General features: G+C 73.8%; 20 protein-coding genes. 11 read left to right on the top strand and 9 right to left on the bottom strand.

The window, feature by feature from the left end:
* Nucleotides 1-71 precede the first annotated feature (71 nt).
* Nucleotides 72-2,477 (top strand): polysaccharide lyase 8 family protein, encoded by a 2,406-nt coding sequence (locus ACH414_RS02145; protein WP_398940585.1) that lies wholly within the window; start codon nt 72-74, stop codon nt 2,475-2,477.
* A gap of 189 nt (nt 2,478-2,666) precedes the next feature.
* Here the strand turns inward: ACH414_RS02145 and ACH414_RS02140 are convergent, their stop codons facing one another.
* From ACH414_RS02140 to ACH414_RS02125, 4 genes are all read right to left on the bottom strand, one after another.
* Nucleotides 2,667-4,091: a tetratricopeptide repeat protein gene (locus ACH414_RS02140; RefSeq protein WP_398940584.1), complete on the bottom strand. Its 1,425-nt coding sequence runs from the start codon at nt 4,089-4,091 to the stop codon at nt 2,667-2,669.
* Nucleotides 4,092-4,234: 143 nt separating this feature from the next.
* The gene (locus ACH414_RS02135; protein WP_382534549.1) at nt 4,235-5,413 is read right to left on the bottom strand and encodes a low temperature requirement protein A; all 1,179 of its coding nucleotides are present in this window, start codon (nt 5,411-5,413) and stop codon (nt 4,235-4,237) included.
* Nucleotides 5,414-5,583: 170 nt separating this feature from the next.
* The gene (locus ACH414_RS02130; protein WP_382534547.1) at nt 5,584-6,081 is read right to left on the bottom strand and encodes a PaaI family thioesterase; all 498 of its coding nucleotides are present in this window, start codon (nt 6,079-6,081) and stop codon (nt 5,584-5,586) included.
* Between the two features lie 113 nt (nt 6,082-6,194).
* Nucleotides 6,195-7,304 (bottom strand): GlxA family transcriptional regulator, encoded by a 1,110-nt coding sequence (locus tag ACH414_RS02125; RefSeq protein WP_398940583.1) that lies wholly within the window; start codon nt 7,302-7,304, stop codon nt 6,195-6,197.
* Nucleotides 7,305-7,455: 151 nt separating this feature from the next.
* On the opposite strand from ACH414_RS02125, the gene ACH414_RS02120 reads away from it, so the two are divergent.
* A complete protein-coding gene (locus ACH414_RS02120) occupies nt 7,456-8,382 on the top strand; it encodes an NADP-dependent oxidoreductase (protein WP_398940582.1) in 927 nt (308 codons plus the stop codon).
* 107 nt (nt 8,383-8,489) lie between these two features.
* Here the strand turns inward: ACH414_RS02120 and ACH414_RS02115 are convergent, their stop codons facing one another.
* Nucleotides 8,490-8,990: a carboxymuconolactone decarboxylase family protein gene (locus ACH414_RS02115; RefSeq protein WP_382534542.1), complete on the bottom strand. Its 501-nt coding sequence runs from the start codon at nt 8,988-8,990 to the stop codon at nt 8,490-8,492.
* A 96-nt stretch (nt 8,991-9,086) separates the two neighbouring features.
* On the opposite strand from ACH414_RS02115, the gene ACH414_RS02110 reads away from it, so the two are divergent.
* The 3 genes from ACH414_RS02110 to ACH414_RS02100 all read left to right on the top strand — a co-directional run bounded on the left by ACH414_RS02110 (nt 9,087) and on the right by ACH414_RS02100 (nt 12,193).
* Nucleotides 9,087-10,010: a pirin family protein gene (locus tag ACH414_RS02110; RefSeq protein ID WP_382534540.1), complete on the top strand. Its 924-nt coding sequence runs from the start codon at nt 9,087-9,089 to the stop codon at nt 10,008-10,010.
* A gap of 26 nt (nt 10,011-10,036) precedes the next feature.
* Nucleotides 10,037-10,378 carry a GNAT family N-acetyltransferase gene (locus ACH414_RS02105; RefSeq protein WP_382534538.1) on the top strand — a complete coding sequence of 114 codons (342 nt, stop codon included), beginning with the start codon at nt 10,037-10,039 and terminating at the stop codon, nt 10,376-10,378.
* A gap of 114 nt (nt 10,379-10,492) precedes the next feature.
* Nucleotides 10,493-12,193, top strand: coding sequence for an alpha/beta hydrolase (locus tag ACH414_RS02100; RefSeq protein WP_398940581.1), 1,701 nt, complete (start codon nt 10,493-10,495; stop codon nt 12,191-12,193).
* An 8-nt stretch (nt 12,194-12,201) separates the two neighbouring features.
* On the opposite strand, the gene ACH414_RS02095 is transcribed toward ACH414_RS02100, so the two are convergent.
* Complete coding sequence (locus ACH414_RS02095) at nt 12,202-12,915, bottom strand: lysostaphin resistance A-like protein (protein ID WP_398940580.1); 714 nt, start codon at nt 12,913-12,915, stop codon at nt 12,202-12,204.
* A 112-nt stretch (nt 12,916-13,027) separates the two neighbouring features.
* On the bottom strand, nt 13,028-15,247 hold the full coding sequence (locus ACH414_RS02090; protein WP_398940579.1) for an RICIN domain-containing protein: 2,220 nt from the start codon (nt 15,245-15,247) through the stop codon (nt 13,028-13,030).
* A gap of 137 nt (nt 15,248-15,384) precedes the next feature.
* On the opposite strand from ACH414_RS02090, the gene ACH414_RS02085 reads away from it, so the two are divergent.
* Complete coding sequence (locus ACH414_RS02085; protein WP_382534530.1) at nt 15,385-16,416, top strand: LacI family DNA-binding transcriptional regulator; 1,032 nt, start codon at nt 15,385-15,387, stop codon at nt 16,414-16,416.
* 93 nt (nt 16,417-16,509) lie between these two features.
* Here ACH414_RS02085 and ACH414_RS02080 read toward each other — a convergent pair whose 3' ends face one another.
* Together ACH414_RS02080 and ACH414_RS02075 are read right to left on the bottom strand one after the other, a co-directional pair.
* On the bottom strand, nt 16,510-18,120 hold the full coding sequence (locus tag ACH414_RS02080) for a M4 family metallopeptidase (protein ID WP_382534528.1): 1,611 nt from the start codon (nt 18,118-18,120) through the stop codon (nt 16,510-16,512).
* 150 nt (nt 18,121-18,270) lie between these two features.
* On the bottom strand, nt 18,271-19,251 hold the full coding sequence (locus tag ACH414_RS02075; protein WP_382534526.1) for a LysR family transcriptional regulator: 981 nt from the start codon (nt 19,249-19,251) through the stop codon (nt 18,271-18,273).
* Between the two features lie 167 nt (nt 19,252-19,418).
* Between ACH414_RS02075 and ACH414_RS02070 the strand changes: the two genes are divergently transcribed.
* The 5 genes from ACH414_RS02070 (at nt 19,419) to ACH414_RS02050 (ending at nt 24,655) form a co-directional block, all read left to right on the top strand.
* Nucleotides 19,419-19,931 (top strand): GNAT family N-acetyltransferase, encoded by a 513-nt coding sequence (locus ACH414_RS02070; RefSeq protein WP_382534524.1) that lies wholly within the window; start codon nt 19,419-19,421, stop codon nt 19,929-19,931.
* Between the two features lie 57 nt (nt 19,932-19,988).
* A complete protein-coding gene (locus ACH414_RS02065; RefSeq protein ID WP_398940578.1) occupies nt 19,989-21,086 on the top strand; it encodes an ABC transporter substrate-binding protein in 1,098 nt (365 codons plus the stop codon).
* Nucleotides 21,086-21,727, top strand: coding sequence for a TetR/AcrR family transcriptional regulator (locus ACH414_RS02060; RefSeq protein ID WP_382534520.1), 642 nt, complete (start codon nt 21,086-21,088; stop codon nt 21,725-21,727). The genes ACH414_RS02065 and ACH414_RS02060 overlap by 1 nt, the downstream gene beginning before the upstream one ends.
* A 100-nt stretch (nt 21,728-21,827) precedes the next feature.
* Nucleotides 21,828-23,201, top strand: a complete 1,374-nt coding sequence (locus ACH414_RS02055) for a GH1 family beta-glucosidase (RefSeq protein ID WP_398940577.1) — start codon at nt 21,828-21,830, stop codon at nt 23,199-23,201.
* Between the two features lie 14 nt (nt 23,202-23,215).
* The gene (locus ACH414_RS02050; protein ID WP_391768141.1) at nt 23,216-24,655 is read left to right on the top strand and encodes an MFS transporter; all 1,440 of its coding nucleotides are present in this window, start codon (nt 23,216-23,218) and stop codon (nt 24,653-24,655) included.
* The last annotated feature ends 4 nt before the right edge of the window (nt 24,656-24,659 follow it).

Raw genomic sequence — 24,659 nt, 5'->3', positions numbered from 1 at the left:
GTCGTCCCCAGCGGTCCCTCTCCCCCGCTCCGCCCCGCACGCCGTCTTCCCCTCCCCTGAGAGGTGGTCACATGCCTTCAGTGTCCCGACGCGGTCTGCTGCGCGCGGCCGTCGCCGCCGCGGCCCTCACCCCCGTCGCCGCGGCGGGCACCGCGGCCGCCGCCGACGCCTACGGCACCCTGCGCCTCGCGTGGCGGGACCTGATCCTCGGCAGCGGCTTCTCCCCCACCGCCGAACCGTTCGCGAGCAAGCTCGCCGCCCTGGGCAGCTCCGCCGCGAACCTGCGCTCCACCATGTCACCGGCGGCCGGCTCCCTCTGGCCCGACCTGCCCTACGCCGACCCGGAGCCCGACACGGACGCCGAGTCGTACACGTACTCCGGCAATCTCCACAGCAGCTTCAACCGGCTGCGCACCCTGGCCGAGGCGTACAGTCAGCCCGGCACCGGACTGACCGGGAACCCGGCGCTGCGCGACGAGATCCTCGCCGGCCTCGACCACCTGCACGACCAGGCGTACAACCAGGCACAGGCCCGGTACGGCAACTGGTACAGCTGGCAGATAGGCGCTCCGCAGGCCCTGCTCGACATCGACGTGATGCTGTACGAGCACCTCGGCGCCGCCCGGATCGCCGACCACTGCGCCGCGGTCGACCATTTCGTGCCCGACAGCGCCGTCGCCGCGTACAGCGGCACGTCCACCGGCGCCAACCGCGTCGACCTGTGCCGCGTCCTCGCCCTGCGGGGTGCGCTGGGCGGGACCGCCGCGAAGCTGGCCCTCGCCCGTGACGCCCTCTCGCCCGTCTTCCCGTACGTGACCACCGGCGACGGGCTGTACCAGGACGGCGGCTTCGTCCAGCACCTCTACGTCCCCTACGCGGGGTCCTACGGCTCCGTCATGCTCGGCGGGCTCTCGTTGCTGTTCGCCCTGCTGAAGGGGAGCGCGTGGGAGGTCACCGACCCGGGCCGGCAGGTCGTCCTGGACTCCGTGGAGAAGGCGTACGCGCCGTTCGTCTTCAACGGCCTCGCCATGGACGCGGTGTCGGGGCGCGCGGTCAGCCGGGGCGTGCAGAAGAGCGACCCGGCCGGCATCCACCAGGACGCCCATCTGCGCGGACACGGGATCATCGCCTGCATCGCACTGCTCGGCGCCGGCGCGTCCACGGCGGAGAAGAGCCGCTGGGACCGGATGATCAAGGGCTGGATCACGCGGGACTACTACCGTCCCGTCCTGTCCGACAGCGCGCTCGGCGTCGCCCAACTGGCCCGGCTCAAGGCCGTCGACGACGCCGTCGCGACCGGCACGGCGGAGCCGACCGGGCACCGGCTCTTCCCCTCGATGGACCGGGCGGTGCACCGCGGGCCCGGCTGGGCGGCCTCCCTGGCCATGGCGTCCAACCGGATCACGTACTACGAGAACGGCAACGGCGAGAACCTCCGGGCCTGGCACAGCGGCTCCGGGATGCTCTACTGGTGGGGCGACACGTTCGCCAACGGGCAGTACTGCGACGACTTCTGGCCGACCGTCGACCCCTACCGGCTGCCCGGCACCACCGCCTCCCGCAAGCCCCTCGCGGACGGCGCGGGCGGAACGTGGGGCGCGGCCCGCCCGGACGTGCGCTGGGTAGGCGGGGCACACGACGGCACCTACGCGGCCGTCGGCCAGTACCTCAAGGGCCTCTCCTCGACCCTGCTGGCGAAGAAGTCCTGGTTCTTCCTGGACGACGCGGTGGTCTGTCTGGGCGCCGGCATCCACGGCCGGGACGGCACGGGCGTCGAGTCCGTCGTCGAGAACCGCAACCTGGGCGCGTCCGGCACGCACGCCTTCACCGTCGACGGCACCGCCCAGTCCACCGCGCTGGGCTGGAGCGCCACGCTGACCGGGGCGCGCTGGGCGCATCTGGCCGGTCACGCGGGGTACGTCTTCCCCGGCGGCGCCACCGTCAGGGCGTTGCGCGAGGCCCGTACCGGGACCTGGTCCGCCATCAACCTCTCGGCCGTCACGGATCCGGTCACCCGCCGCTATCTGACGCTGTGGTTCGACCACGGCACGGATCCGACCTGGGCGACCTACGCCTATGTCCTCATGCCCGGCGCGACGGCCCAGCAGACCTCGGCCCGGGCCGCCGACGCCTCCTGGCTCACGGTCCTGGCCAACAGCAACGAGCAGCAGGGCGTCCGGGTCCCCTCGCTCGGCCTCACCGCGGTCAACTTCTGGCTCGCCGGCACGGTGGGTCCGCTGACCGCCTCGCAGCCGGCGAGCGCCCTGGTCCGCGAGACGGGCGGGACCGCCACGGTCTGCGTCTCCGGCCCCCTGCGCACGGGCGACGCCATCGACCTCACCTGGGACCGTCCCGTGGCCGCGGTGACCTCCCACGACCCGTCCGTGGAGGTCGTCTCGACGGGCTCCGCACTGAGACTGCGGGTCACCCCGGGGACGCTGGGGGCGGTGCACAGGGCGACGGTGTCACTGGGCTGACGGGGGCGCCGCCGGGTCGCGGGGCGGGGGCTGGGGGCGGGTGACGGCCGGGGCCGGGGGCGAAACCCGTGGGCGAAACCCGGGGCTCGCGGGCGACGGCCGGGAGCCGGTATCCACAGGCCCTGGACCGCTGCGCATGCCGCAGGCCAGGAGCGGGGGCTCCTGGCCTGCGTAGCCGAGGGGCGGCCGTCAGAAGTGGTCGGTCGTCAAGTCCCCTGCTCTGCCCAGTCTGTGGGCTCGCGCGCGGGCGGTCGCGGCCCGGGTCGCGTCGCCCAGGGCGTCGGCCAGCCTGGCCCGGCTCAGCCAGTTGTACGGGCTGTCCGGGCGCAGCGCGGTGCGCTCGCTGAGCAGCAGGCGGGCCGTGTCGTGGCGGCCGGAGCGCAGGGCCGCTTCGAGCAGGGTCCGCTGGAGGGCGTCGCGCTGGGCGTGGCTGCCGCCGAACTCGTGCAGGCGCCGCCGCAGGGGCCAGAGCAGTTCCATGACGGTGTCGTGGTCCCCCGCCGCGTGCGCGACGAGCGCCTCGCACACGGGCAGGCCGATGGTCGCGGTCATCGCGTGGTTGCTGCCGGTGCCCGCGCCCGGCTCCGCAAGCCAGCGGCGGCGGTCGGCGATCAGGTCGCGCGCCTGTCCGACCCGGCCGGCGCCGACGTACGCCATGACGGCGTGCACGTCGTTGAAGGCGTAGAACGGCGGATCGGCCCGCGCCGCCCATGCGTCGGCCAGCGCCTCCCAGCGGCGGGTCTGGTCGGATCCCGCGAGATGCAGCCGCCACAACAGGGCTGCGGCGTCGAGGAGTTCCATCGCGAGGCCCCGCGACCCCGCGTGGTGCAGGACGGCGTCGTAGATGTCGAGGGCCGTGTCGGCGCGGCCCGCCTCCAGGGCGTAGAGGGCGTAGTGCCACCAGTTGTGGACCGTCAGGAAGTTGCCCGCCGACCAGTCGTCGGTGCGTGCGTCGAGATAGGCGAGGCCCTCGGCGAAGCGGCCCTGCATCTCGTAGGTGTGCACGACGGCGTGGATGGCCCACACGTCCCGGCCGTTCAGCTCGACGGCGGCCGCTCCGGTCTCGCGGGCGTGGGTGTAGTGCCCGCACTCCTCCAGGCCGAAGGCGTACATGCCGAGGAGCGGGCCGCGGTGGGGGTCGTCCTCCTCCCAGGCCGACAGGGCGCCGCCGATCCGGTCCCGCAGGCGCAGGGCGTCCCCGGTGAGGAAGTCGAGCTGGTGTCCCACGAAGAGCGCGAGCGCGTCCCGCGGATATCTCTCCGTCAGCTCTTCGAGGAGCGCGCTGCCGCCGCGCAGGTCGCCCGCGAGGAGCCTGGCGGCGGCGGCCGTGTGCAGGCGCTCCCTCGGCGGCAGGGCGGTCGTGTCGAGTCCGGCGGCGAAGGCGTCGAAGCGGCGACGCGCCGCCGCGGCGTCGGCGGGCTCCGTGCCCAGCACCCCGAGATAGGCGCCGAAGGCGTGCGCGACCGGTGCGGCGGGCGCGGCGGCGAGCAGTTCCTCGACCGCGTCGGCCACCGCGGGGCGGAAGAAGAGCAGGTCCTCGACGGCACGGTCCAGGTGCCCGGCCGCCTCCGTCGTGCCGTTGTGGAAGTCGTGACCGTACCGGTCGGTCGCCACCGCTCATCACCCCATCGCCGATGCCCTGCCCCGCCGCTCCCCATTGAGCCAGTCCCGGGCTCCGGGGCACAGTCCCCGAACAGGTGATCCGGCCGGGAGCCCGCGCCGCGATCCACCGCCAGGCGACCGGGGTTGACAGCCCGTCAGGAGGACGCCGCCGCACGGCGGGACAGCACGGCCTTGGCGTACAGCAGGTGGGCGATGGCCTCGGCCGCGAGGATCAGGACGACCAGCCAGGGCGCGAGGACCCGCGTGCCGAGGACGACCAGGAGCGGTACGGCGATGCCGGGCAGCGCCCAGACGGCCACCTGGGGCAGCGGGCGCCCGAAACGCAGCGCGATCAGCGCGTGCGCCGCGTGGTAGGCGGCCAGCCCGCCCGCGAGGGCCCAGACCGCGCCCCGGGCCAGGTGCGGGTCTCCTGACTGCTCGACGGCGGTGGCCAGGCCCGCGGCCATCGAGATGACGGCGGCGGTGACGAAGAAGTGCAGGAAGCCGCCGACGTCCCGGGCGAGGAGGTAGGCCTCGCGGGTGCCGGCGGCGCCGATGACGTGCTCGGCCGCCGTCGAGGCGAAGTCGAAGTACGACCACCACAACGCGGCCAGCAGGACGAATCCGAGCACCGCCACGACCCCGGCGCGGGCGGTCCAGGTGTGGTCGGTGGAGGTGATGAGGGCCAGCACCGACTCGCCGAGGACGATGATGACGAACAGCCCGACCCGTTCGACGAGATGGCCGGTGTGGACCCGTCCGGGGATGGCTCGCCCGCGTGCGGTCAGCAGCAGGGCCATCTCCGCCACGAGCAGGACGGCCCACACGCCGTAGCGCCAGGGAGACGGGACCGCGGCGGAGCCGGCCCAGAGCAGTCCGGAGAGCAGGCAGTAGGTCAACGGCCGCCAGCGGGGCACGGTGTGGGGCGCGGGCAGGCGGGTGGCGGGCCACCACAGGGCGAGCAGGACGAGGCGGGTGCCCGCGTAGCCGAGGGCGTAGGCGGGTGCCCGGTCGCCGTCGGCCTCGGGCACCGCGGCGGCCATCACGGCGAGGCACAGCATCGCGGCCAGCAGGGTGACGCGGCGACGGGCGCTGTCGTCCTGGAAGAGGTTGGCCGAGACGGTGAGGTTCGCCCACAGCCACCACGGCGGGAAGTAGAGGGCGAGGAAGACGCCGAACTCGTGCCGGCCGGGATCGCCCTGGAGCCCGTGCGAGAGCTGGGCGACGACGGCGACGAAGACCAGGTCGAAGAAGAGTTCCAGCCATCCGGCGTGCCGGGGCTCCGGCTCCGCCGTGGACAGCGCCGGGGGCGCCGGGGGGTGCGGGGTGCTCATCGGGCCATCCGAGGGGGATCACAGCGGCACGGTCTGCCTGCATCAGACCACGGATCGGGCCGCGGACCCGGATCCCGGGCGGGGACGCGCGGCCGCGCCGCGGGCCGCCGTCGGGCGTCGGGTGTCCGCGGGCACGGTCGCGCGCCCCTGGCGAGGGGCCGTCGGCGGGGTCAGCTCGCCGAGGCGCTGTGGGCGTTCTCGGCGAGCTTCGCGGTGTCGACGCGCACGAAGACGGAGTCCCCGGTGGCGACCAGCGTCTTTCCGGCGCGGACCTTGCAGATCACGCGGCTGCGGCGGCCGAGCTCGCCCTCGACGCGGGCGCTGAGGGTCAGCTCCGTGCCCATGGGCGTCGGGCGCAGGAACTTGATGCCCAGCTCTCCCGTCACGCACTCGATGCGCGGCAGACTGCCGGGCTCTCGGCCCTCGGCGCGGTAGTGGTACGCCATCGCCGTCCAGTTCGAGTGGCAGTCGACGAGCATCGCGAGGAAGCCGCCGTAGACCAGTCCCGGCCAGCCCGTGTACTGCGGGTCGGGCAGGTGGGTGCTGACCACGTGGACGCCGTCCGGGTCCCAGTGGCTGTGGATCCGCAGGCCGGTCGGGTGCGCGCTTCCGCACCCGAAGCACACGCCGTCGGGTGCTGCCAGGTCCTGCAGGGGTGTCGCGTCCAAGGTGCGGTTTCCCTCCCGGTTCGGGGTGCCGTGGTCGGGGCGGGCGAGCCCTGTCGGCACCGCGGACGATCACATCACGAAGGCCGGGAACGGCGCACCCCCGAACGGGGGGCCTATCGGGCCGGCTCCACCGCGCCCGCCACGCCGCCTGTGCCCGCCACGCCGCCTGTGCCCGCCGCGCCGGCCGCGCCCGCCAGGCCGGCCGTACCCGCGGTGTCGGAGGCGCCGAACGCGCGGCGGTAGGCGGCCGGCGAGACCCCGAAGGCGGTCCGCATGTGCGCGCGCAGGGAGTTGCCGGAGCCGATGCCGGCCCGGTGCGCCACGAGGTCGATGGGGAGGTCGGTGGTCTCCAGGAGCTGTTTGGCCAGATCGAGGCGCTGCGCGGTGAGCCACTGCCCCGGGGTCATGCCGACCTCGTCGCGGAAGCGCCGGGTGAACGACCGCAGGCTCATCCGGGCGTGCTCGGCGAGCCGGCCGAGGGTGAGCGGCTCGCCGAGGTGTTCGAGGGCCCAGGCCCGGGTCGCGGTGGTGCTGGCGAGGGTCGGCTCGGGCACGGGCCGGTCGATGAACTGGGCCTGCCCGCCGTCCCGCCACGGCGGTACGACGCACAGCCGGGCGGCCCGGTTGGCGACGGCCGCGCCGTGGTCGCGGCGGACGATGTGCAGGCAGAGGTCGACCCCGGCGGCCACCCCGGCCGAGGTGAGGACGTCGCCGTCGTCGACGAAGAGCACCTCGTCGTCGACCTTGACCTCGGGATACGCCTGCCGGAACTCCGGTGCGAGGTTCCAGTGGGTGGTGGCCGGCCGCCCGTCGAGCAGACCGGCTGCCGCGAGGACGTACGAGCCGGAGCAGATGGACACCAGGCGGGTGCCGGGCCGGATCCGGGCGATGGCCGCGGCGACCTCGGGCGGGAGCGGGCCGCCGTGGGCCAGTTCCGGCATGGCGTGCGTCGGCGGTACGACCACGGTGTCGGCCGCGTCGAGCGCCTCGGGCCCCGCCGCCGGCTGCACGACGAAGCCGGCGTCGGTCATGACGGCTGCGCCGTCGGCGGTGCAGACGGTGACCTCGTACAGCGGCCGGCCCCCGGCGTCCTCGGCGCTGCCGAAGACGCGCGGGGGGATGCCCAGTTCGAAGGGCGGGACCCCGGGCAGGGCCAGCACCGCGACGCGGTGGACCAGCGGAACGGGCGTTTCCCGGTGGGTCTCGTCCATGGCCAGGTTCATGGCCAAATCCTGACACATAGTGGCCGTACGGCCAATACCCGCGGGGGCCGACAGCCGGGATCGTGGACGTGTCGCCGCCGGAGGGGTTCCGGCGGACACCGGTCGGAGGAGACACCGGCCGGCCGAGCCGAGCAAGGAACGAGGCGGAAGCATGCGTGCGGTGGTCGTGGAGCGGTGGGGCGGTCCCGAGCAGCTCGTCGAGCGCGAGACGGAGCGTCCGGAGCCGGGCCTGAACGAGGTCCTGGTGCGGGTGCACGCCGCCGGGGTGAACCCGGTGGACTGGAAGACCCGGGCGACCGGCGTGGTCATCGAGTGGGGCGCGCCGCCGATCGTCGGCTGGGATGTGTCGGGCACGGTCGAGGCGGTCGGGCCCGGCGTCGGGATCTTCCGGCCGGGCGACGAGGTCTTCGGCATGCCCCTGTTCCCGCGCCAGGCGGGCGGATACGCGGAGTACGTGGTGGCGCCGGCCCGGCACCTCGCGCCGAAGCCTGCGTCCCTCAGCCACGTGGAGGCCGCGGCTCTGCCGCTCGCGGCCCTGACCGCCTGGCAGACCCTGGTGGACGCGGCGCGGGTACGGCCGGGCGAGCGGGTGCTGGTGCACGCCGCGGCCGGTGGCGTGGGCCACTTCGCCGTCCAGATCGCCAAGGCCCGCGGCGCGTACGTGATCGGGACCGCGAGCGCCGCCAAGCACGAGCTGGTCCGGGAACTCGGCGCGGACGAGGTGATCGACTACCGGGAGGTGCGCTTCGAGGACGCGGTCCTGGATGTCGACGTCGTGATCGACGCCCTCGGCGGGGAGACGGCGGAGCGTTCCCTGAAGGTGCTGCGCCCCGGCGGCAGGCTCATCACGCTGCCCAGCGGCGACGACGTGCCGGCCGTCGTTCCCGACGGCGTGCGGGCGTCGTTCGTCCTGGTCGAGCCCGACCACCTCGGTCTGCGCGAGATCACGGCCCTGGTCGAGAGCGGTGCGCTGCGCCCGGTCGTCGACACCGTCCTGCCGCTCTCCGAGGCCGCCAAGGCGCACGAGCTCGGCGAGCGGGGCCGGACGACCGGCAAGATCGTCCTGTCGGTGGTCTGAGCCGGGAGCCCGGCGGGCCGGGGCGGGTCACCGCCCCGGCGCGAAGGGCCCGAGGAGGGCGGCCGACCGCGGCAGCAGGACGGTCGTGCCGCCGGTGATGCGCCCGTTCAGCGGGCGGGCGCCTCGCGCACCGGGTGCTTGCTCAGGATCGAGACGCGGTTGAAGGCGTTGATGGTGATGGCCACCCAGATGACGGCGGACAGCTCGTCGTCGGTGAGCACCTCGCCCGCCTCCGCGTAGGCCCGCTCCTGGGCGAGGGCGTCGGCGGGGTGGGTGGTGGCCTCGGCGAGGCCGAGCGCGGCGCGCTCGCGGGCGGTGAAGAGTTCGGTGTCCCGCCAGGCGGCGAGCACGCCCAGGCGCCGGGTGGTCTCGCCGGCGCGCAGCGCGGCCCTGGTGTGCACGTCGAGGCAGGAGGCGCAGCCGTTGAGCTGGGACACGCGCAGGTTGACCAGTTCGACCAGGATCCGGTCGAGGCCCGCCTCGGCGGCGGTCGCGCGGACGGCGTCGGCGGTGCCGACCAGTGCCCGGTACGCGGCGGGGCTCTGCTTGTCGAGGTAGATCCGGCCGTTCGCCCTGCGGGCGGCCGCGGTGGGTACCGTCTCGCTCACCGTGTGCTCCTTCACCTTGTTGTCGCGGGTAGCCTTCACGACTATGATCACCCATAATTGTTGAAAGCGAAACTACCTGGGAAAGAGGGCCGCGCGATGGAGCAGACGAAGGTGGAGGTCCTCACCGCCCGGGACGTGCCGCTCGGCGGGCCGCGGGCGATGACCGTGCGGCGCACCCTGCCGCAGCGGGCCCGGACGCTCATCGGCGCCTGGTGCTTCGCCGACCACTACGGCCCCGACCGGGTCGCCGACTCCGGCGGCATGGACGTGGCCCCGCACCCCCACACCGGGCTGCAGACGGTCAGCTGGCTCTTCAGCGGCGAGATCGAGCACCGCGACAGCCTCGGCACCCACGCCCCCGTACGTCCCGGCGAGATCAACCTCATGACCGGCGGCCACGGCATCGCCCACACCGAGGTCTCCACCCCCGACACCACCGTCCTGCACGGCGTGCAGCTCTGGGTCGCCCTCCCGGACGCGCACCGGCACGCCCCGCGCGACTTCCAGCACCACGCGCCGCGGCCGTTGCGCGTCGACGGCGCCGAAGTCCGGGTGTTCCTCGGGACGCTGGCCGGCGACACCTCCCCCGTCCGCACCTTCACCCCGCTCCTCGGGGCCGAGATCCTGATCGACCCCGGAGCCACCGTCGTCCTCGACGTCGACCCGGACTTCGAGCACGGTCTGCTCGTCGACGACGGCGCCGTACGCTTCGAGGACACCCCGCTGGACCGCGCGGAACTCGGCTACGCCGCCCCCGGCCGCACCTCCCTCACCCTCGCCAACGCCTCCGCCCACCCGGCCCGCACGGTCCTCATCGGCGGCACGCCCTTCGACGAGGAGATCGTGATGTGGTGGAACTTCATCGGCCGCAGCCACCAGGACATCGTCGAGGCACGGGAGGACTGGGAGCGGGCCTCCGACCGCTTCGGCAGCGTCGAGGGCTACCCCGGCGCCCGACTCCCGGCCCCCGCCCTGCCGAACGCCGTCATCACGCCCCGCAAGAACCCCGCCCGCGCCTGAACCCCGAACCGACCCGAAGGACCCTCATGAGCGAGCAGACCACCACCCCCGTCGTCCGTCGCGTCGACGCCCGCCACCGCTACGAGATCCTCGTCGACGACCAGCGGGCCGGCCTGACGGCCTACCGCGACCGCGAGGACCGCCGGGTGTTCTTCCACACCGAGATCGACGACGCCTACGCGGGCCAGGGCCTCGCCTCGATCCTCGTCGAGCAGGCCCTGACCGACGTCCGCGCCGCCGGCCTGCGGATCGTGCCGGTCTGCCCGTACGTCGCCAAGTTCCTCAAGAAGCACGAGGAGTTCGCCGACATCACCGACCCCGTGACGCCGGAGGTCCTCACCTGGCTGGACGCACAGCTGAAGCGCTGACGCGGGCGCCGTGCCGGTGCGGCGCGGCGGCCGGCCGGCGGAGCGGGGGCGGCCCCGTCCCGTCCCGGTGGCAGGGGTGGCGCGCGCTTGCGACCATGGCGGCGGAGGACCGCCATGACTCCGGATCAGCCCGTTCCGCAGGCCGCCGCCCCCGCCGAGGAGGCGCCGGCGGACTCCCGCCCGCGCCGCCGTCGGTGGCCGCGCCTCACCCTGCCCGGCTCCTGGGGCGCGCTCCTGCTCGCCTGTCTGTCCTTCACCCCGTCGCTGCTCCCCCGCGGTGGCGTCCTGCAGGGTCTGATCTGCGGCATCAGCGCGGCCATCGGGTACGGACTCGGGGTGGTCGGGGCCGTGGTGTGGCGCGCCTTCGCCGACCGGGAGGCACGACCGGCCTCCCGCAGGTCGTGGCAGGTCCTGCTGGTCACCGCGGGCGTGCTGTTCGGCGTCTCGTTCGGGCTCGGACAGTACTGGCAGCACGAGATCCGCGCCCTGATGGACGTCACCGACTACAGCGTCCCCGGCGCCGTCGCCTGCCCGTTCATCGCGGTCCTCGTCTTCCTCCTGCTCCTGCTCACCGGGCGCGGCCTGCGCCGGCTCTACCACGGGGCCGCCCGGCTCCTCTCCCGCTGGATCGGCCGGCGGGCGGCCAAGGCGGTCGGCTGGATCGTGGTCGCCGGGCTCGCCTGGTCCGTGTTCAGCGGGGTGCTCCTGGGCGGCATCGTGAGCGCGGCGAACGAGGCCTTCTCGCTGCGGGACACGACGACGCCGGAAGGCGTCCACCAGCCCACCTCCGCCCTGCGCTCGGGCGGGCCCGGTTCGCTGGTGCCGTGGGACTCGCTGGGCTACCAGGGCCGGGCCTTCGCGGGCGGCGGGCCGACGGCCGCGCAGATCGGCGCGTTCACCCACCGCGCGGCGCAGGAGCCCGTACGGGCCTACGCGGGTCTGGCGACGGCCGACAGCGCGGAGGCGCGGGCCGGGCGCGCCGTCGCGGACCTGCGGCGGGCCGGCGGCTTCGACCGGGAGAACCTGCTGGTCGTGACCACCACCGGCAGCGGCTGGGTCGACCCCGCCGCCGTGGACTCCTTCGAGTACCTGGGGAACGGCGACACCGCCACCGTGGCGCTGCAGTACTCGTACCTGCCGTCGTGGCTGTCGTACCTCGTCGACCAGTCCAAGGCCCGCGAGGCCGGCCGGGAGCTCTTCGACGCGGTCTACGACGTCTGGTCCCAGCTGCCGCAGGACCGGCGCCCGCGGCTGTTCGTGGCGGGCGAGAGCCTGGGCTCGTTCGGCGGTGAGGCCGCCTTCAGCGGCGAGTACGACCTGCGCAACCGCACCGCGGGCACGCTGTTCGCCGGGCCGCCCGCCTTCAACACCCTCTTCCGGGAGTTCAGCGATCACCGCGAGCCGGGGAGCCCCGAGATCGAGCCCGTCTACAAGGACGGGCGGACCGTCCGGTTCACCGACGACCCGACCGCCGGGATCCCGCCGACGGACGCCCCGTGGAACGACACCAGGGTGCTGTACCTCATGCACCCCTCCGACCCGATCGTCTGGTGGAGCCCCGATCTGGTCCTCTCCGAACCCGACTGGATCGGCGAGGCGCCGGGGTCCGACGTGCTCGGCTCGATGGTCTGGATACCGTTCGTGACGTTCTGGCAGGTCACCGCCGATCTGCCGTTCTCCACGGGAGTGCCCGACGGCCACGGACACACCTACAAGGCCGCGTACGTCGACGGCTGGAACGCGGTCCTGCGGCCCACCGGATTCACACCCCGGGACCTGGACCGGCTCAGGGACGTCATCCATCCCGCGGGCTGAGCCGCCGCTCAGCGCAGCAGGAAGCCGAAGACGTAGCCGAGCGCGTTGACCGCCCAGTGCAGGCCCATCGGCGCGAGCAGGCTGCCGCTGCGCCGGCGCAGCTCGCAGAAGAGGGCGCCCGCGGCCGCCGTGAAGAGCACGGCGGCCGCCACCGCGAGGACGGCGCCGGGCGCCGAGTCGCCGAAGACCGTGGTCAGCGCCGGTTTCGCGGTCGAAAGGCCCAGCGAGGGCAGGACGTGCCACAGCCCGAACAGCAGGCTCGAGACGGCCGTCGCCCATCCGGTGCCCCGGGCCCGGGCCACCAGGCCGTAGAGCACCCCGCGGAAGGCGACCTCCTCCAGCAGGACGGTGCCGACGGGCACGAGCACCCACACCCGCAACGCCAGCTCGGCCCCGTCCATCCCCTCGTGACGCCGGTCCTCGAACAGCGTCCTGGTGACCGGCAGCAGCGCCCCGGCCAGGTAGACGACGCCGACCAGGCCGATCAGGGCCAGCGCCCAGCGGGCACCGCGGCGCAGGGTGCCGGGGGCCAGGCCCGCGTCCGCCCAGGTGCCGCCGGCCCACCGGAGCAGGCCGAGCAGCAGTCCGCAGACCACGCCGGACGTCACCAGGGCCGCCGCTCCGGACCAGCGGTGCAGGAGCAGGTTGGCGACGGCGAGCACGCCGACGGTGAGGCAGACGGCGGGCCAGGTGCGGGGGGTGTCGGTATCGCGGGAGGGCACCAGGGGAAGTCCGCCCTTCGATTGCGCCGACGGTTCGTCTCGTCCCTCCCCTGGCCGCCCACGCTACCGGCCGCCCCCGGGCCCCGCCGCCGCGGTCGGCCCGGGCGGGGTGTCAGCCGATCGACCAGCGCTGCAGGGCACCGCCCGTGTCCGGCTGCTGGGTCACCGCAGCGCCGTCGGTCGTGGACGCCGTGGTCATCAGCAGGCCGCCGGCGACGGACGCGACCGTGTACGAGCCGTCGGTCTGCCGGGTGACGGTCCAGCGCTGGTTCGGCCCGCCGTGGCAGGTCCACTGGATGATCCTGGCGCCGGCGCTGGTGGAGCCGCTCTCGACGTCGGCGCACTTGCCGGAGTGGACGTTCCTGAGCTCGTAACCGCCGTCCGCCTGCCGGCTGAAGGTCCACTTCTGGTTGTTGCCGGAGTTCGGCGTCCAGGTGATGAGCCGGGTGCCGTCCGCCGTGCTGCTGTCGGGGTCGTCGAGGGCCTTGCCGGAGGCGGTGAGGGTGTGGACGCCGTCGAGCGAGCCCGTGGAGCCGGTCGCGGTCAGGGTGAGGGTCTGCTCGCCGGCCGTGCGGGCGCCGCCGACCGGGTTCCCGGTGGTGTCGGTCCAGCTGCGGGCGGGTGTGGTCTCGGCGAGCCGGGCGGAGTCGCCGGAGAGGCCGATGACCAGGCCGCTGTAACGGTTGACCAGTTTGTAGCCGCCGGTCGGGGCGTTGTCGGCGGCGGACGCGCCGCGGATGACGAACCACTCCTGGCCGATGCCCCCGCCGGCCGCGGTGACCGTCGGCTTGGTGCCCCAGGCACGGGTGCCGGCGTTCGTGGAGGCGACGCCGAGGAGGCCCCCGGTGGCGGCGTTCGCGATCCGGTAGGAGCCGTCGCCCTTGGCGCTGAAGGTCCACGACTCCAGCGCCGAGCCGGTCGCGGCGGCGAGGGAGGTGGTGGCCTGACCGCCGGAGACCTGGGCGAGGACGCGGCCGCCCGCGCTGGTGATCCGGTACGCCTTCGTGGTGTCGACCGGCGCGGCCGGTGCGCTGGTGCCCACGGAGAGGTTGACGTACTCGCTGCTCGCGCCGCCGGAGCAGCCGAAGGAGCAGTACGCGCGGAAGTCCTTGCCCACGATGCCGGAGCCCGTCCGGTTGCCGCCGTCGAGGAACCAGCGGTACCAGGAGGCGGTGCGGTAGCTGCCGGTGTCGCCCAGCCTGAACCACTTCTGGGTGGTCAGGTCGTCGGTGGCGTACAGCTCCTGCGGGGCGTTGCCGCTCTGGTCGACGGCCTGCGGCTCGCCGATGTAGAGCCCGAGGTAGGCGTTGTACGTGACGTCCATGACGAACAGCGGGGAGGTCGGCGGGGCCAGTCCTGCCGCGACCTGCTGGCTCACCGTGCCGCTGTTGGCCGGGTCGTACTCCTTGCCGGTCGGCACGTAACCGGTCGTGCTCGTCGCGCCGACCGGGACCATGGTGCTCTCGCGGCCCCCGACGCCCGGCTGGGTCCAGGCACCGCCGTACCACTTCTGCCAGGAGCCGCGGGCCATCTTGGCGGAGATCGGCGCACGGGCGACATGCCCGTAGAAGGTGCGCCAGCTGCCGTTCTTGTCGACGATCCGGGATCCGTAGAAGACGTAGAAGTAGCCGGAGGCGGTGTCGACGAAGAGCCTCGGGTCGCCCGTGCCGTAGTGGTACGTCTGCTGCGGGAAGGCGCTCGTGTCGCCCCGCCGGGTGCTGTACGGCGAGGTGATGACGTGGTCCTTGACGGTCCAGGTCCTGCCCTGGTCCGTGGAGACGGCGTAGTCGATGCCGTCGTAGTGGATGCCGTCGCCGAAGGGCTGCGGGGTGAACTCGTTGTGCACCAGCCCGTACCAGTGGCCGGTGTCGGGGTCGACCCACATGCCGGTGAGGTCGCAGTAGTTGCGGTGGGCGTAGCCGCTGCCCGCGGGCGCCTGGGTGGACTCGACTCCGGTGGGGCTGTTGTTGCAGCGCCAGGTGGTGTCGTTGTTGCGGTCGAGGGAGTTCGCCGGGTTCACGGCGTCGCTGAGGGCGCCGGAGCGGGTGGCGGTGTCGAAGGTGGTCCCGCTGTAGAAGGTCCACTTGCGGGAGTCCGCGGCCCCGTACAGGGCGTGCGCCTGCTGGAAGTAGAAGGTTCCGTCCTTGTCGATGTACGGGCTGGCCGGGGTGTCGTCCGGCTGGCTCCAGGAGCCCTTCGCGCCGACGGTGACGGTGTACGTGGCGGTGGGGGACGCGGCCGAGGCGGGTGGGGCGGCGAGTGCGCCGCCGCCCGTGACGGCAAGGGCCGCGGCGGCGAGTGCGCCCGCGAGTCTGCTGCGCGGAGTGTTCACAGTACTCCTTGAATGCAGGGATGTTATCGATACCTTCGCGACGGTGGCCGAAACTATGGCAGAGAATGTTATCGATGCCAACGGGTCGGACGAGACCGTGACCGCGCTAGCATCGGCGAGGAGCGACAGGAGGCACGATGGGCAGGCGCAAGGCGGACGACGGGCCGCGCAGGGCGGGGATGGCGGATGTCGCCCGGGTCGCCGGGGTCTCGGCACAGACCGTCTCCCGCGCCCTGGCGGGGCACCCCAACGTGCAGGAGAAGACCCGGGCGAAGGTCCTGGCCGCCGTCGAGCAGCTCGGCTACCGGCGCAACAACGCCGCGCGCATGCTCTCCTCGGGCCGCAGCCGCACCCTCGGCGTCGTCACCCTGCAGACCAACTTCTACTCCAGGGCCGCCGTCATCACGGGCATCGAGAACGCGGCCCACGAGGCCGGATTCGCCGTCAGCACGGCCACCACCACCTCGCTCGACACCTCCGCCATCGAGCACGCGCTGTCACGGCTGGCCGAGCAGGGCGTCGAGGGGATCATCCTGTCGGTGCCGCTGATCCGCACCAGCCCCCGGATCGAACAGCTCACCCGCGCCACGCCCACCATCACCACCGACGGCTCGCGCACCGACGCCGCCGCCGTCGTCGCCCTCGACCAGGCACAGGCCGCCCGCATGGCCACCGAGCACCTCCTGGAGCTCGGGCACGAGACGGTCTGGCACATCGCGGGGCCGGCCGCGTGGCTGGAGGCGGGGCTGCGCCGCGACGGCTGGCGCTCGGCCCTGGAGGCCGCCGGAAGTTCCGTACCGCCTCCGCTCGAAGGCGACTGGACCCCCGCGTCCGGCTATCGCAACGGGCTCGTCCTCGCCCGGATCCCGGACGTCACGGCCGTCTTCGTGGCCAGCGACGAGATGGCCTTCGGAGTGATCAGGGCGCTCCACGAGGCCGGCCGGCGGGTGCCCGAGGACGTGTCCGTGATCGGCTTCGACGACATCGAGCTCGCCGAGTACTGCTCGCCGTCCCTGACCACCATCGCCCAGCCCTTCGAGCTGATCGGCGCCCAGGCGGTGGCCCGTCTGCTGCGCGGCCTGGCCGACCCGGACTCGCTGCCCCAGCCGCGCCCGATCGAGCCGCGTCTCGTCGTGCGGGCGAGCACGGGACCGGCGCCGGGACGCTGAGCCGCGCCGTCGACGGCCGGCGCCCGACCGGCAACCGGCTCGGGCCCCGCCGGTGCCGGCGGGGCCCGAGCCCTGTTCAGGTGTCTCTGCGCGTCAGCTGACGTTGACCCCGGTCCAGGCGGCCGCCACGGTCGCGTACTCGGGGCTGGTGGCGCCGTACAGGTCCTTCGCGGCGCTCAGGGTCGCGACGCGGGCGCCCTTGTAGTCCGTGGTGGAGGTCATGTAGACGGTCAGCGCCCGGTACCAGATGGCGGCGGCCTTCTGGTTGCCGATGCCGGTGACGGCGGCGCCGTTGTACGTCGGGCTGTTGTAGGTCACGCCGTTGATGGTCTTGCTGCCGCTGCCCTCGCTGGCGAGGTAGAACCAGTGGTTGCCGACGCCGGAGGAGTTGTGCACGTCGAGCCGGCCGACGGACTTCGACCAGTAGTCGGCCGAGCGGCCGTCGAGCGAGGGCTTGTCCATGCGGCGCAGCCACGGCGGGGTGGACTGGTCGCTGAAGAGGTAGTCGGGGGTGTCGACCGCGTTGTTGGCGTACCACTCGACCATCGTGCCGAAGATGTCGCTGGTGGCCTCGTTGAGGCCGCCGGACTCGCCGCTGTAGCGCAGGTTGGCGGTGGCCGAGGTGACGCCGTGGGTCATCTCGTGGCCCATGGTGTCGAGGTCGACCTGCTCGGGGTCGACGGTGCCGTTGCCGTCGCCGGTCATCATGCAGAAGCAGGCGTCCGACCACTGGGCGTTGTCCCAGTTGGTGCCGACGTGGACGAAGACGGTGGCGCCGCGGCCGTCGTTCTTGATGCCGTTGCGGCCGAAGGTCGCCTTGTAGTAGTCGAAGGTCTTCGCGGTGTTGGCGTGCGCGTCGACGGCGGCGGTGGCGCGGTCGGTGGAGAACTTCCGGCCGTCGCCCCAGACGTTGTCGGCGTCGGTGAACAGGGTGCCCGAGGAGCTGTTCAGGGACGAGGACGAGACGTTGCGCGCGTCCTTGGTGATGTGCTTGCGGACCGGGTCGATCAGGGCGAAGGTGCCGTCGGCCTGCTGGGTGGTGTCGAGGGTGATGTCACCGGTGTACTCGGAGTGGCCGGTGCCGGTCGCCTCGCGCTCGGTGTCGTAGTTCTCGATCGCGGCGCCGGTGGTGGCGTCGGTGACGAAGACCTCGCCGTGCGGCTGGCCCTTGTCGCCCAGGCCCTGCACGGTGGTGCGCCAGGCCAGCCGCGGGGTGCCGTCGGCGGCCCAGACGATCAGCTCGGGGGTGGACTTGGCGCCGCGCACCAGGCCGGCCGAGCGCTTCAGGGCGCCGGCCGCGGTGCCCTTGGCGCCGGTGACGGGGGTGACGCTCTTGAGGGCCACCTTGTGGGCCTTGGCGTGGGTGGATCCCTTGAGCGAGCCGTCGGCCTTCTGGTGGACGACGAAGTCGCCGCCGACGACGGGGAGGCCGTGGTAGGTCCGCTCGAAGCGGACGTGCTGGGTGCCGTCGGCGTCGATCACGACGTCCTTGACCTGGAGCGCCTGGCCCGCGCCGAAACCGAAGGTGTCGGCGTGCCGGGTCACGTTCGCCTCGGCCCGGGATATCGCCGTGTCACGCACGGAGGCGACGGAGGTGCCGTCCTGCGACGCGTGGGGCTGCGAGTAGGCCGGAACGGCCATCGCGCTCGTCGCGATGACGCCGGCGGCGACCATCGTGGAAAGGGCAAGAAGGTGACGGGGCATGACGCGGTGTTCCTTCGCTCGTCGTGGGGGGTGACGACGTCCTGGGACGTTGACGCGAAGTGTTCACCAGGTGACATGTTCCTGACGTGATCCCATATGGGATATAGCCCCGGAGCTATAGGGGCCGCCCCTGCGACCCGGACCGGCGGGTCAGCCGTCCGCGCCGAGGACGAACTCCTCGCCGCCCGCCTCCCACCACGCCAGGTACGCCGGCCGCCGGCGCACCAGGGACAGATAGGCGTCGACGAGTCGATCGCCCACGGCGGCGGCGAGCTCCGGGGCCACCGATTCGGCGTTCCACGCCAGCCGCAGCCGCCGGTGGAACGGGACGTCCACGAGCGGGCGCTGGACGGTGCCCCCGGCGGGGACGTCGGCGGTCGGCCAGACCCCGCACACGGCCCGCTTGCCGGACACCAGGATCCGCGCCACGGACAGGTCCGAGGTCACGTGCGCGATGCGCGGGGTGAACCCGGCCGACTGGCAGGTGAGATGCAGGTACGCGTGCACCCCGCTCTCGTCGGCCTCCGGCATCACCCACTCCTCGTCGCTCAGCTCGTGCAGGGCGACCGACTCCTGGCGCGCCAGCGGATGGTCCTCGGCCAGCAGGACGAAGACCGGCTCACGGGCCAGCGTGCGCGTCGCGACCGCCTCCCCCACGGGCAGCGGGAAGCCGGGGAACTCGCCGTACACCGCGATGTCGCACTTCCCCTGGGTCAGCGCCTTCGTCAGGGTGTGCACGGAACGCCGGGAATCGATGGTGAGCCGGCGTTCCGGGAGGAGCTCGAAGAGGGTGGAGATCAGCAGGGTGTTCAGGGGTCCCGCGACCCCGCCCGCCCGCAGGGGCGCGACCGTCTCCCGCTCCACCTGGGCGGCCGACCGCGCGTGCTCGCGCAGCCGGTCGAAGCCCACCACGAGATCCCGGGCACAGCGCAGAACGTATTGTCCGTTCTCGTTCGGTTTCACCCCGTCCGCGCCGCGGATGAAGAGCGGACCGCCCAACTCGTGCTCGATGCGCTTCAGCTGGGCGCTGGTGGCCGGCTGGGAGAGCTGGAGGCGTGCCGCCGCCTTGCGGATGCTGCCGGCCTCGGCGACGGTGAGCAGGACGCGGAGGTGCCGGAACTCGAGGTGCATAGAACTTTCCCCGCTCAGGGCGGAGGCGCCCTTGCACCCCCCGTGAACAGCAGTACCAGTCGCCCGAGGGCGTGGTGACCCACACTCCGACGACACCGCCGAAGCGGCAACCACAGGACGGCAAAATCTGCGCCGGATCCCGTCCCGACCTGCGTAAAGTCCCTGCCATGACCGAGCTGCACGGTGAATCCGTCACCCTTCGCACCGCCGTCGCCGAGGACGTGCCCGCCCTGGCCGCCATCCGGTCCACGCCGCAGGTGCGGGCGCGGTGGCGGGGCGGGGACGCGATGGCCGAGGAGGTCGCGTCCGATCTGTCCGATCCGGACACCCACTGCCTGACGGTCCTTCACGACGGGCGGATCGTCGGCATGATCCAGTGGTACGCCGAGGACGAGCCGGACTACCGGCACGCCGGGATCGACGTCTTCCTCGACCCGTCGGTGCACGGCATCGGCCTGGGCACCGACGCCGTCCGCACCCTGGCGCGCCATCTCGTCGACGCCCTCGGCTACCACCGGCTGGTCATCGATCCGGCGGCCGACAACGCGGCGGCGATCCGGGCCTACGCCAAGGTGGGGTTCCGGCCCGTGGGCGTGATGCGCCAGTACGAGCGCGGCGCGGACGGAACCTGGCACGACGGCCTGCTGATGGACCTGCTGGCGGCCGAGCTGGAGCGCTGACCTGCGAGGGCGCCGCATAGGATGCACGCGAACCGTCGGCCAGGGGAGAAGCCAGCGATGAACACGCCGTCACCCGTCCGCCTGGGCGCCCTCGTCCCGCTGACCCCGCCCGGCTGGGTCGAGGCGGGCCGGCACCTGCTCGCGGGGCTCGATCTGGCCGTACGCGAGGTCAACGCCGCCGGCGGGATCGACGGCAGACCCCTGGAGCTGCTCGTCCGGGACACCGCGGCGGACCCGGAGCGGGCCGCGGCCGCGGTGACGGAGCTGGCCGGTCTGGGCGTGGCCGCCGTGGTGGGCGAGTACCACAGCGTCGTCGCCCGCGCGGCCGCCGCGCGCGCCGACGCCCTCGGCGTGCCGTTCCTCTGCTCGTCCGCCGTGCTGGACGCGCTGACGGAGCGGCCGACCGAGTGGGTCGCCCGGCTGGCGCCGGCCCAGTCGCACGGCTGGCGGATCTACGCGGACTTCCTCCTCGCCGCGGGCCGGCGCAGGATCGCCGTGGCGACCCAGCCGAGCGTCTACTGGGCGTCCGGGACCCGGCTGCTGCGCGAGCACCTCGCCCCCCACGGCGGCACCGTCCTCGAACTCGACGCCGGCGCGCTCTCCCCCGACGCCGTGTGCGACACGCTCGTCGACCACGGCGCGCAGGCCCTCCTGCTGCTGGTCGGCCAGCCGGAGCCGGCGGTGGGGCTGGTGCGGGCCGTCCGCGGCGACCGACGGCTCGGCGACCTCCTGCTCGGCGCCCCGGCCGGACAGCCGGAGCTTCCCGCCTGGGTGGCCGGGCTCGGCGCGGACGGCGCCGGGATCCCGTTCCTGCGCTATCTGCCCGAGCGCCTCGGCCCGCTCGGCGAGCGGGTCGGGGAGGAGCTGCGTGAACGGCTGGGTGAGACGCCCTCCTTCGTCGCCTTCGAGGGCTGGGACACCGTCACCGTCCTCGCCGAGGCCCTGCGCTCCCGCGGCACGGACCGGGCGGCCGTCGCCGGTGCCTGGTCCCGGGTGGCGGTCGAGGGCACCCGGGGGCCGATCCGCTTCTCCCGGGTGCCGGGCATCGGCGTCCGGCAGTGGGCGTGGCCGCCGGTCCAGGTCGTCGACCGGGACCCGGCCGAGCCCCGGCGCTTCCGGGTCCTGCACACGGGCGAAGCGGGCGGGAGCGCGTAGTGGCGGCGGAGGCGTCCGGGGCGCCGCTGCGCAGGCAGCCGCGGCAGGCCCGCAGCCGGGCCCGGGTCGAGGCGATCCTCGCGGCGGCCGACCGGATCCTGACCGAGGAGGGGTACGAGGCCCTCACGATGCGGCGGATCGCCGAGGAGGCGGGGGCTCCGGTCGGCAGCATCTACCAGTTCTACGCCGACAAGGGCGCCGTCGTGGACGCGCTCGGGCGGGGGTATCTGGAGGCGTTCAAGACCGCGATCGACGAGCTGGTCGAGCGGGCGCTCGCGGGGGAACTGACCGACCTGGTGGGCACGATGGTCGACGTGTACGCCGAGGTCTTCCGCGCGCAGCCGGGCGGCCGGGCGCTCTGGGCGGGGCGCCATCTCAGCCCCGAGCTCGCCCGGGCCGACGAGGCGAGCAACGCGCTCGTCGCCGACGGGCTGCGGCGCATCGTCGAGCACCTGACCGGCGGCCCCGGCGGCGAGCCGGTGGAGCGCGCGGCACGGATGGTGGTGTGGGCGGCCAACGCCGTGCTGCACGAGGTGTTCAAGGGCGACGGCGAGCCGGATCCCGAGGCCGTGGACGAGCTCAAGCGGATGCTGCGCGCCTACTGGGAGGACCTGCGCGGACGGCTGACGCCCGGGCACTGAGCCTGGGGCGCCGGGCCACGGGAACCCGTCCCGTCCATAGAACATGAACATGGGTTCATGTTATGTTGCGGCCCGCCCGGCGACGACGCGACGAAGGCAGGTGCCCGTGACCACCCGCTCCACCGATCCCAGCCGACTCCCCCGGTTCCCGGCCGACTTCCGCTGGGGCGCGTCCACCGCCGCGTACCAGATCGAGGGCGCGGCCGACGAGGACGGGAAGGGCCCGTCGATCTGGGACACCTTCGTCCGGCGCCCCGGCGCCGTGCGCGACGGCCACACCGGCGACACGGCCTGCGACCACTACCACCGCTTCGAGGAGGACGTGGCGCTGATGCGCCGCCTCGGGCTCGACGCGTACCGCTTCTCGCTCTCCTGGCCGCGGATCGTCCCGACCGGCGCGGGGAAGGTCGAGCCGCGCGGTCTCGACTTCTACGACCGGCTGGTCGACGCACTGCTCGACGCCGGGATCGAGCCCACCCCGACCCTGTTCCACTGGGACCTGCCCCAGGCCCTGGAGGACGGGGGAGGCTGGCTCGACCGCGACACCGCGTACCGGTTCGGCGAGTACGCGGCCGTGGCCGCGGAGCGGCTCGGTGACCGGGTCAAGCGGTGGATCACCCTCAACGAGCCCTTCGTGCACATGTCCTTCGGCTACGGCTTCGGTGTGCACGCCCCCGGCCGCGCGCTCCTCCTCGACGCCCTGCCCGTCGCCCACCACCAGCTCCTCGGCCACGGCCTCGCGACGGCGGCGGTGCGGGCGGCGGTCCCGGACGCCCAGGTGCTGATCGCCAACAACTGCACCCCCGTCCGGCTGCGCTCCGACGCCCGCACGGACAAGGACATCGCGGCGGCGTCGGCGTACGACATCCTGCACAACCGGCTCTTCAACGACCCGCTCCTGCAGGGCCGTTACCCGGACCTTTCGGCCTACGGGATGAGCGACCCGAGCTGGGGCGGGGTGGTGCGCGACGGCGACCTCGCCACGATCGCCGCCCCGCTGGACGGTCTCGGCATCAACTACTACAACCCGACCTGGGTGACCGCACCGGCGGACCCCGCTGCGGGGCTCCCCTTCGACCTGGCCGAGCCCGAGGAGCCGTACGAGCGGACCGCCTTCGGCTGGCCGGTGGTCCCGGACGGCCTCACCGAGCTGCTCACCGGGCTCGAGGAGCGCTACGGCGCGGCCCTGCCGCCGGTGTGGATCACGGAGAACGGCTGCTCGCAGCCGGCCGGCCTCGACGACCCCGCCCGCATCGACTACCTGGCCGGACACCTCGGGGCGATCGCCGGTGCCATGGACCGCGGGGTCGACGTACGCGGCTACTTCACCTGGTCCCTGCTCGACAACTTCGAGTGGGCCGAGGGCTACCACCAGCGCTTCGGCCTGGTCGAGGTCGACTTCGCCACCGGGCTGCGCACGCCGCGCGCGAGCTTCGAGTGGTACCGCGACCTGATCGCCTCCCAGCGGTCCTGAACGAAGGAGCCGTCATGGCCCAGGCATCGGCGGGGGACGCGGGAGACGCGACGGGGGCGACAGGCACGACGGGGGCGACAGGCGCGGCGGGAGCCGCGGGCGCGGCGGCCGACACGACGTCCGCTGCGGCGGTGGGCACGGCGTCGGAGGCGGCGGTGGGCACGGCATCCGGGGTGGCGGGCGCGGTGACGGAGAGGGCCGGGGCGGCGGTCTCGGTGGACGGGGCCGCCGTCCTCGCCGAGCCCGCCCGGCCGGTCACCGCCGGCTGGACGGCGGGGCTCTCGCTGGCCACCCTCGCCGTCTTCATGGCCTTCATGACCCCCATCCAGATCCTGCTGCCGCTCCAGCTGGAGCGGATCGACCCGCATGACAAGAACACGGCGCTCTCCCTGGTCACCGGCCTCGGCGCACTCGTCGCGGTGCTCGCCAACCCGCTCGCCGGCGCCTGGTCGGACCGGACGACGAGCCGGTTCGGCCGGCGCCGCCCCTGGATCCTGGGCGGCGCCGTCGCCGGGGCGGCGGGCCTGGCGTTCACCGCCGCCCAGCACACCGTCGCCGGGGTGGCCGTCGGCTGGTGCCTCGCGCAGGCGGGCCTGAACGCGATGCTGGCCGGCGTCACCACCCCGATCGCCGACGACGTGCCGCTCGGGCAGCGCGCCCAGGTGTCCGGCTGGACCGGGCTCATGCAGTCCTTCGGCCTCGTGCTCGGCGCACTGATCACCACGTCGCTGGTCACCGGGGTCCGGTCCGGCTACGGAGTCCTCGCCGTGCTGACCGTGGCGCTCGCCGTCCCCTTCGTCTTGCGCCACCACGAGCGGCCCCTGCCCAGGGCGCTGCGGCCCGCCTTCGACGCGCGTGCCTTCGCGCGGACGCTCTGGGTCAGCCCCCGGCGCCATCCGGACTTCGGCTGGGCCTGGTTCACCCGGTTCCTGATCAACCTCGGGAACGCCCTCGGCACCCTCTATCTCTTCTACTTCCTCGCCGACGCGGTGCACCACGCGGACCCGGGCACCGGCGTGCTCGTCCTCACCGTGGTCTACACGCTCAGCGCCGCCGCCACGGCCATCCCCGTCGGCGTGCTGTCCGACCGGCTCGGACGCCGCAAGGTCTTCGTCGTCGTGTGCTCGGTGGTGATGGCGGGGGCGGCACTGCTGCTCGCCCTGCTCCACACCTGGCCGTCCGCCCTCGTCGCCGCCGCCGTGCTCGGCGCCGGCTACGGGATCTACCTCGCCGTCGACCAGGCCCTGGTCACCCAGGTGCTGCCCGAGGCGGCCGACCGCGCGAAGGACCTGGGCGTGATCAACATCGCCAACTCCGGCCCCCAGGTGCTCGCCCCGGCGCTCGCCTCGCCGGTCATCGCCCACCTCGGCGGCTACACCGGCCTGTACGCCGCCGCGGCCCTGGTCATCCTGGCCGGCGGCCTGCTCGTGGGCCGGATCCGCGGCGTGGCCTGAGGGC

Source organism: Streptomyces sp. NPDC020422, assembly GCF_044386705.1.
Classification (GTDB): domain Bacteria; phylum Actinomycetota; class Actinomycetes; order Streptomycetales; family Streptomycetaceae; genus Streptomyces.
Note: the sequence above shows the minus strand (reverse complement) of the source record. Positions and strands in the feature narration are given on the sequence as shown.

Excerpts from the sequence above, each read along its gene's own strand:
- ACH414_RS02145 (WP_398940585.1), top strand. The coding sequence starts at position 72 with ATGCCTTCAGTGTCCCGACGCGGTCTGCTGCGCGCGGCCGTCGCCGCC.
- ACH414_RS02135 (WP_382534549.1), bottom strand. The coding sequence starts at position 5,413 with ATGAGCACCCCGCACCCCCCGGCGCCCCCGGCGCTGTCCACGGCGGAG.
- ACH414_RS02070 (WP_382534524.1), top strand. The coding sequence starts at position 19,419 with ATGACCGAGCTGCACGGTGAATCCGTCACCCTTCGCACCGCCGTCGCC.
- ACH414_RS02065 (WP_398940578.1), top strand. The coding sequence starts at position 19,989 with ATGAACACGCCGTCACCCGTCCGCCTGGGCGCCCTCGTCCCGCTGACC.
- ACH414_RS02080 (WP_382534528.1), bottom strand. The coding sequence starts at position 18,120 with ATGCCCCGTCACCTTCTTGCCCTTTCCACGATGGTCGCCGCCGGCGTC.
- ACH414_RS02075 (WP_382534526.1), bottom strand. The coding sequence starts at position 19,251 with ATGCACCTCGAGTTCCGGCACCTCCGCGTCCTGCTCACCGTCGCCGAG.
- ACH414_RS02100 (WP_398940581.1), top strand. The coding sequence starts at position 10,493 with ATGACTCCGGATCAGCCCGTTCCGCAGGCCGCCGCCCCCGCCGAGGAG.
- ACH414_RS02125 (WP_398940583.1), bottom strand. The coding sequence starts at position 7,304 with ATGAACCTGGCCATGGACGAGACCCACCGGGAAACGCCCGTTCCGCTG.
- ACH414_RS02105 (WP_382534538.1), top strand. The coding sequence starts at position 10,037 with ATGAGCGAGCAGACCACCACCCCCGTCGTCCGTCGCGTCGACGCCCGC.
- ACH414_RS02110 (WP_382534540.1), top strand. The coding sequence starts at position 9,087 with ATGGAGCAGACGAAGGTGGAGGTCCTCACCGCCCGGGACGTGCCGCTC.
- ACH414_RS02120 (WP_398940582.1), top strand. The coding sequence starts at position 7,456 with ATGCGTGCGGTGGTCGTGGAGCGGTGGGGCGGTCCCGAGCAGCTCGTC.
- ACH414_RS02050 (WP_391768141.1), top strand. The coding sequence starts at position 23,216 with ATGGCCCAGGCATCGGCGGGGGACGCGGGAGACGCGACGGGGGCGACA.
- ACH414_RS02085 (WP_382534530.1), top strand. The coding sequence starts at position 15,385 with ATGGGCAGGCGCAAGGCGGACGACGGGCCGCGCAGGGCGGGGATGGCG.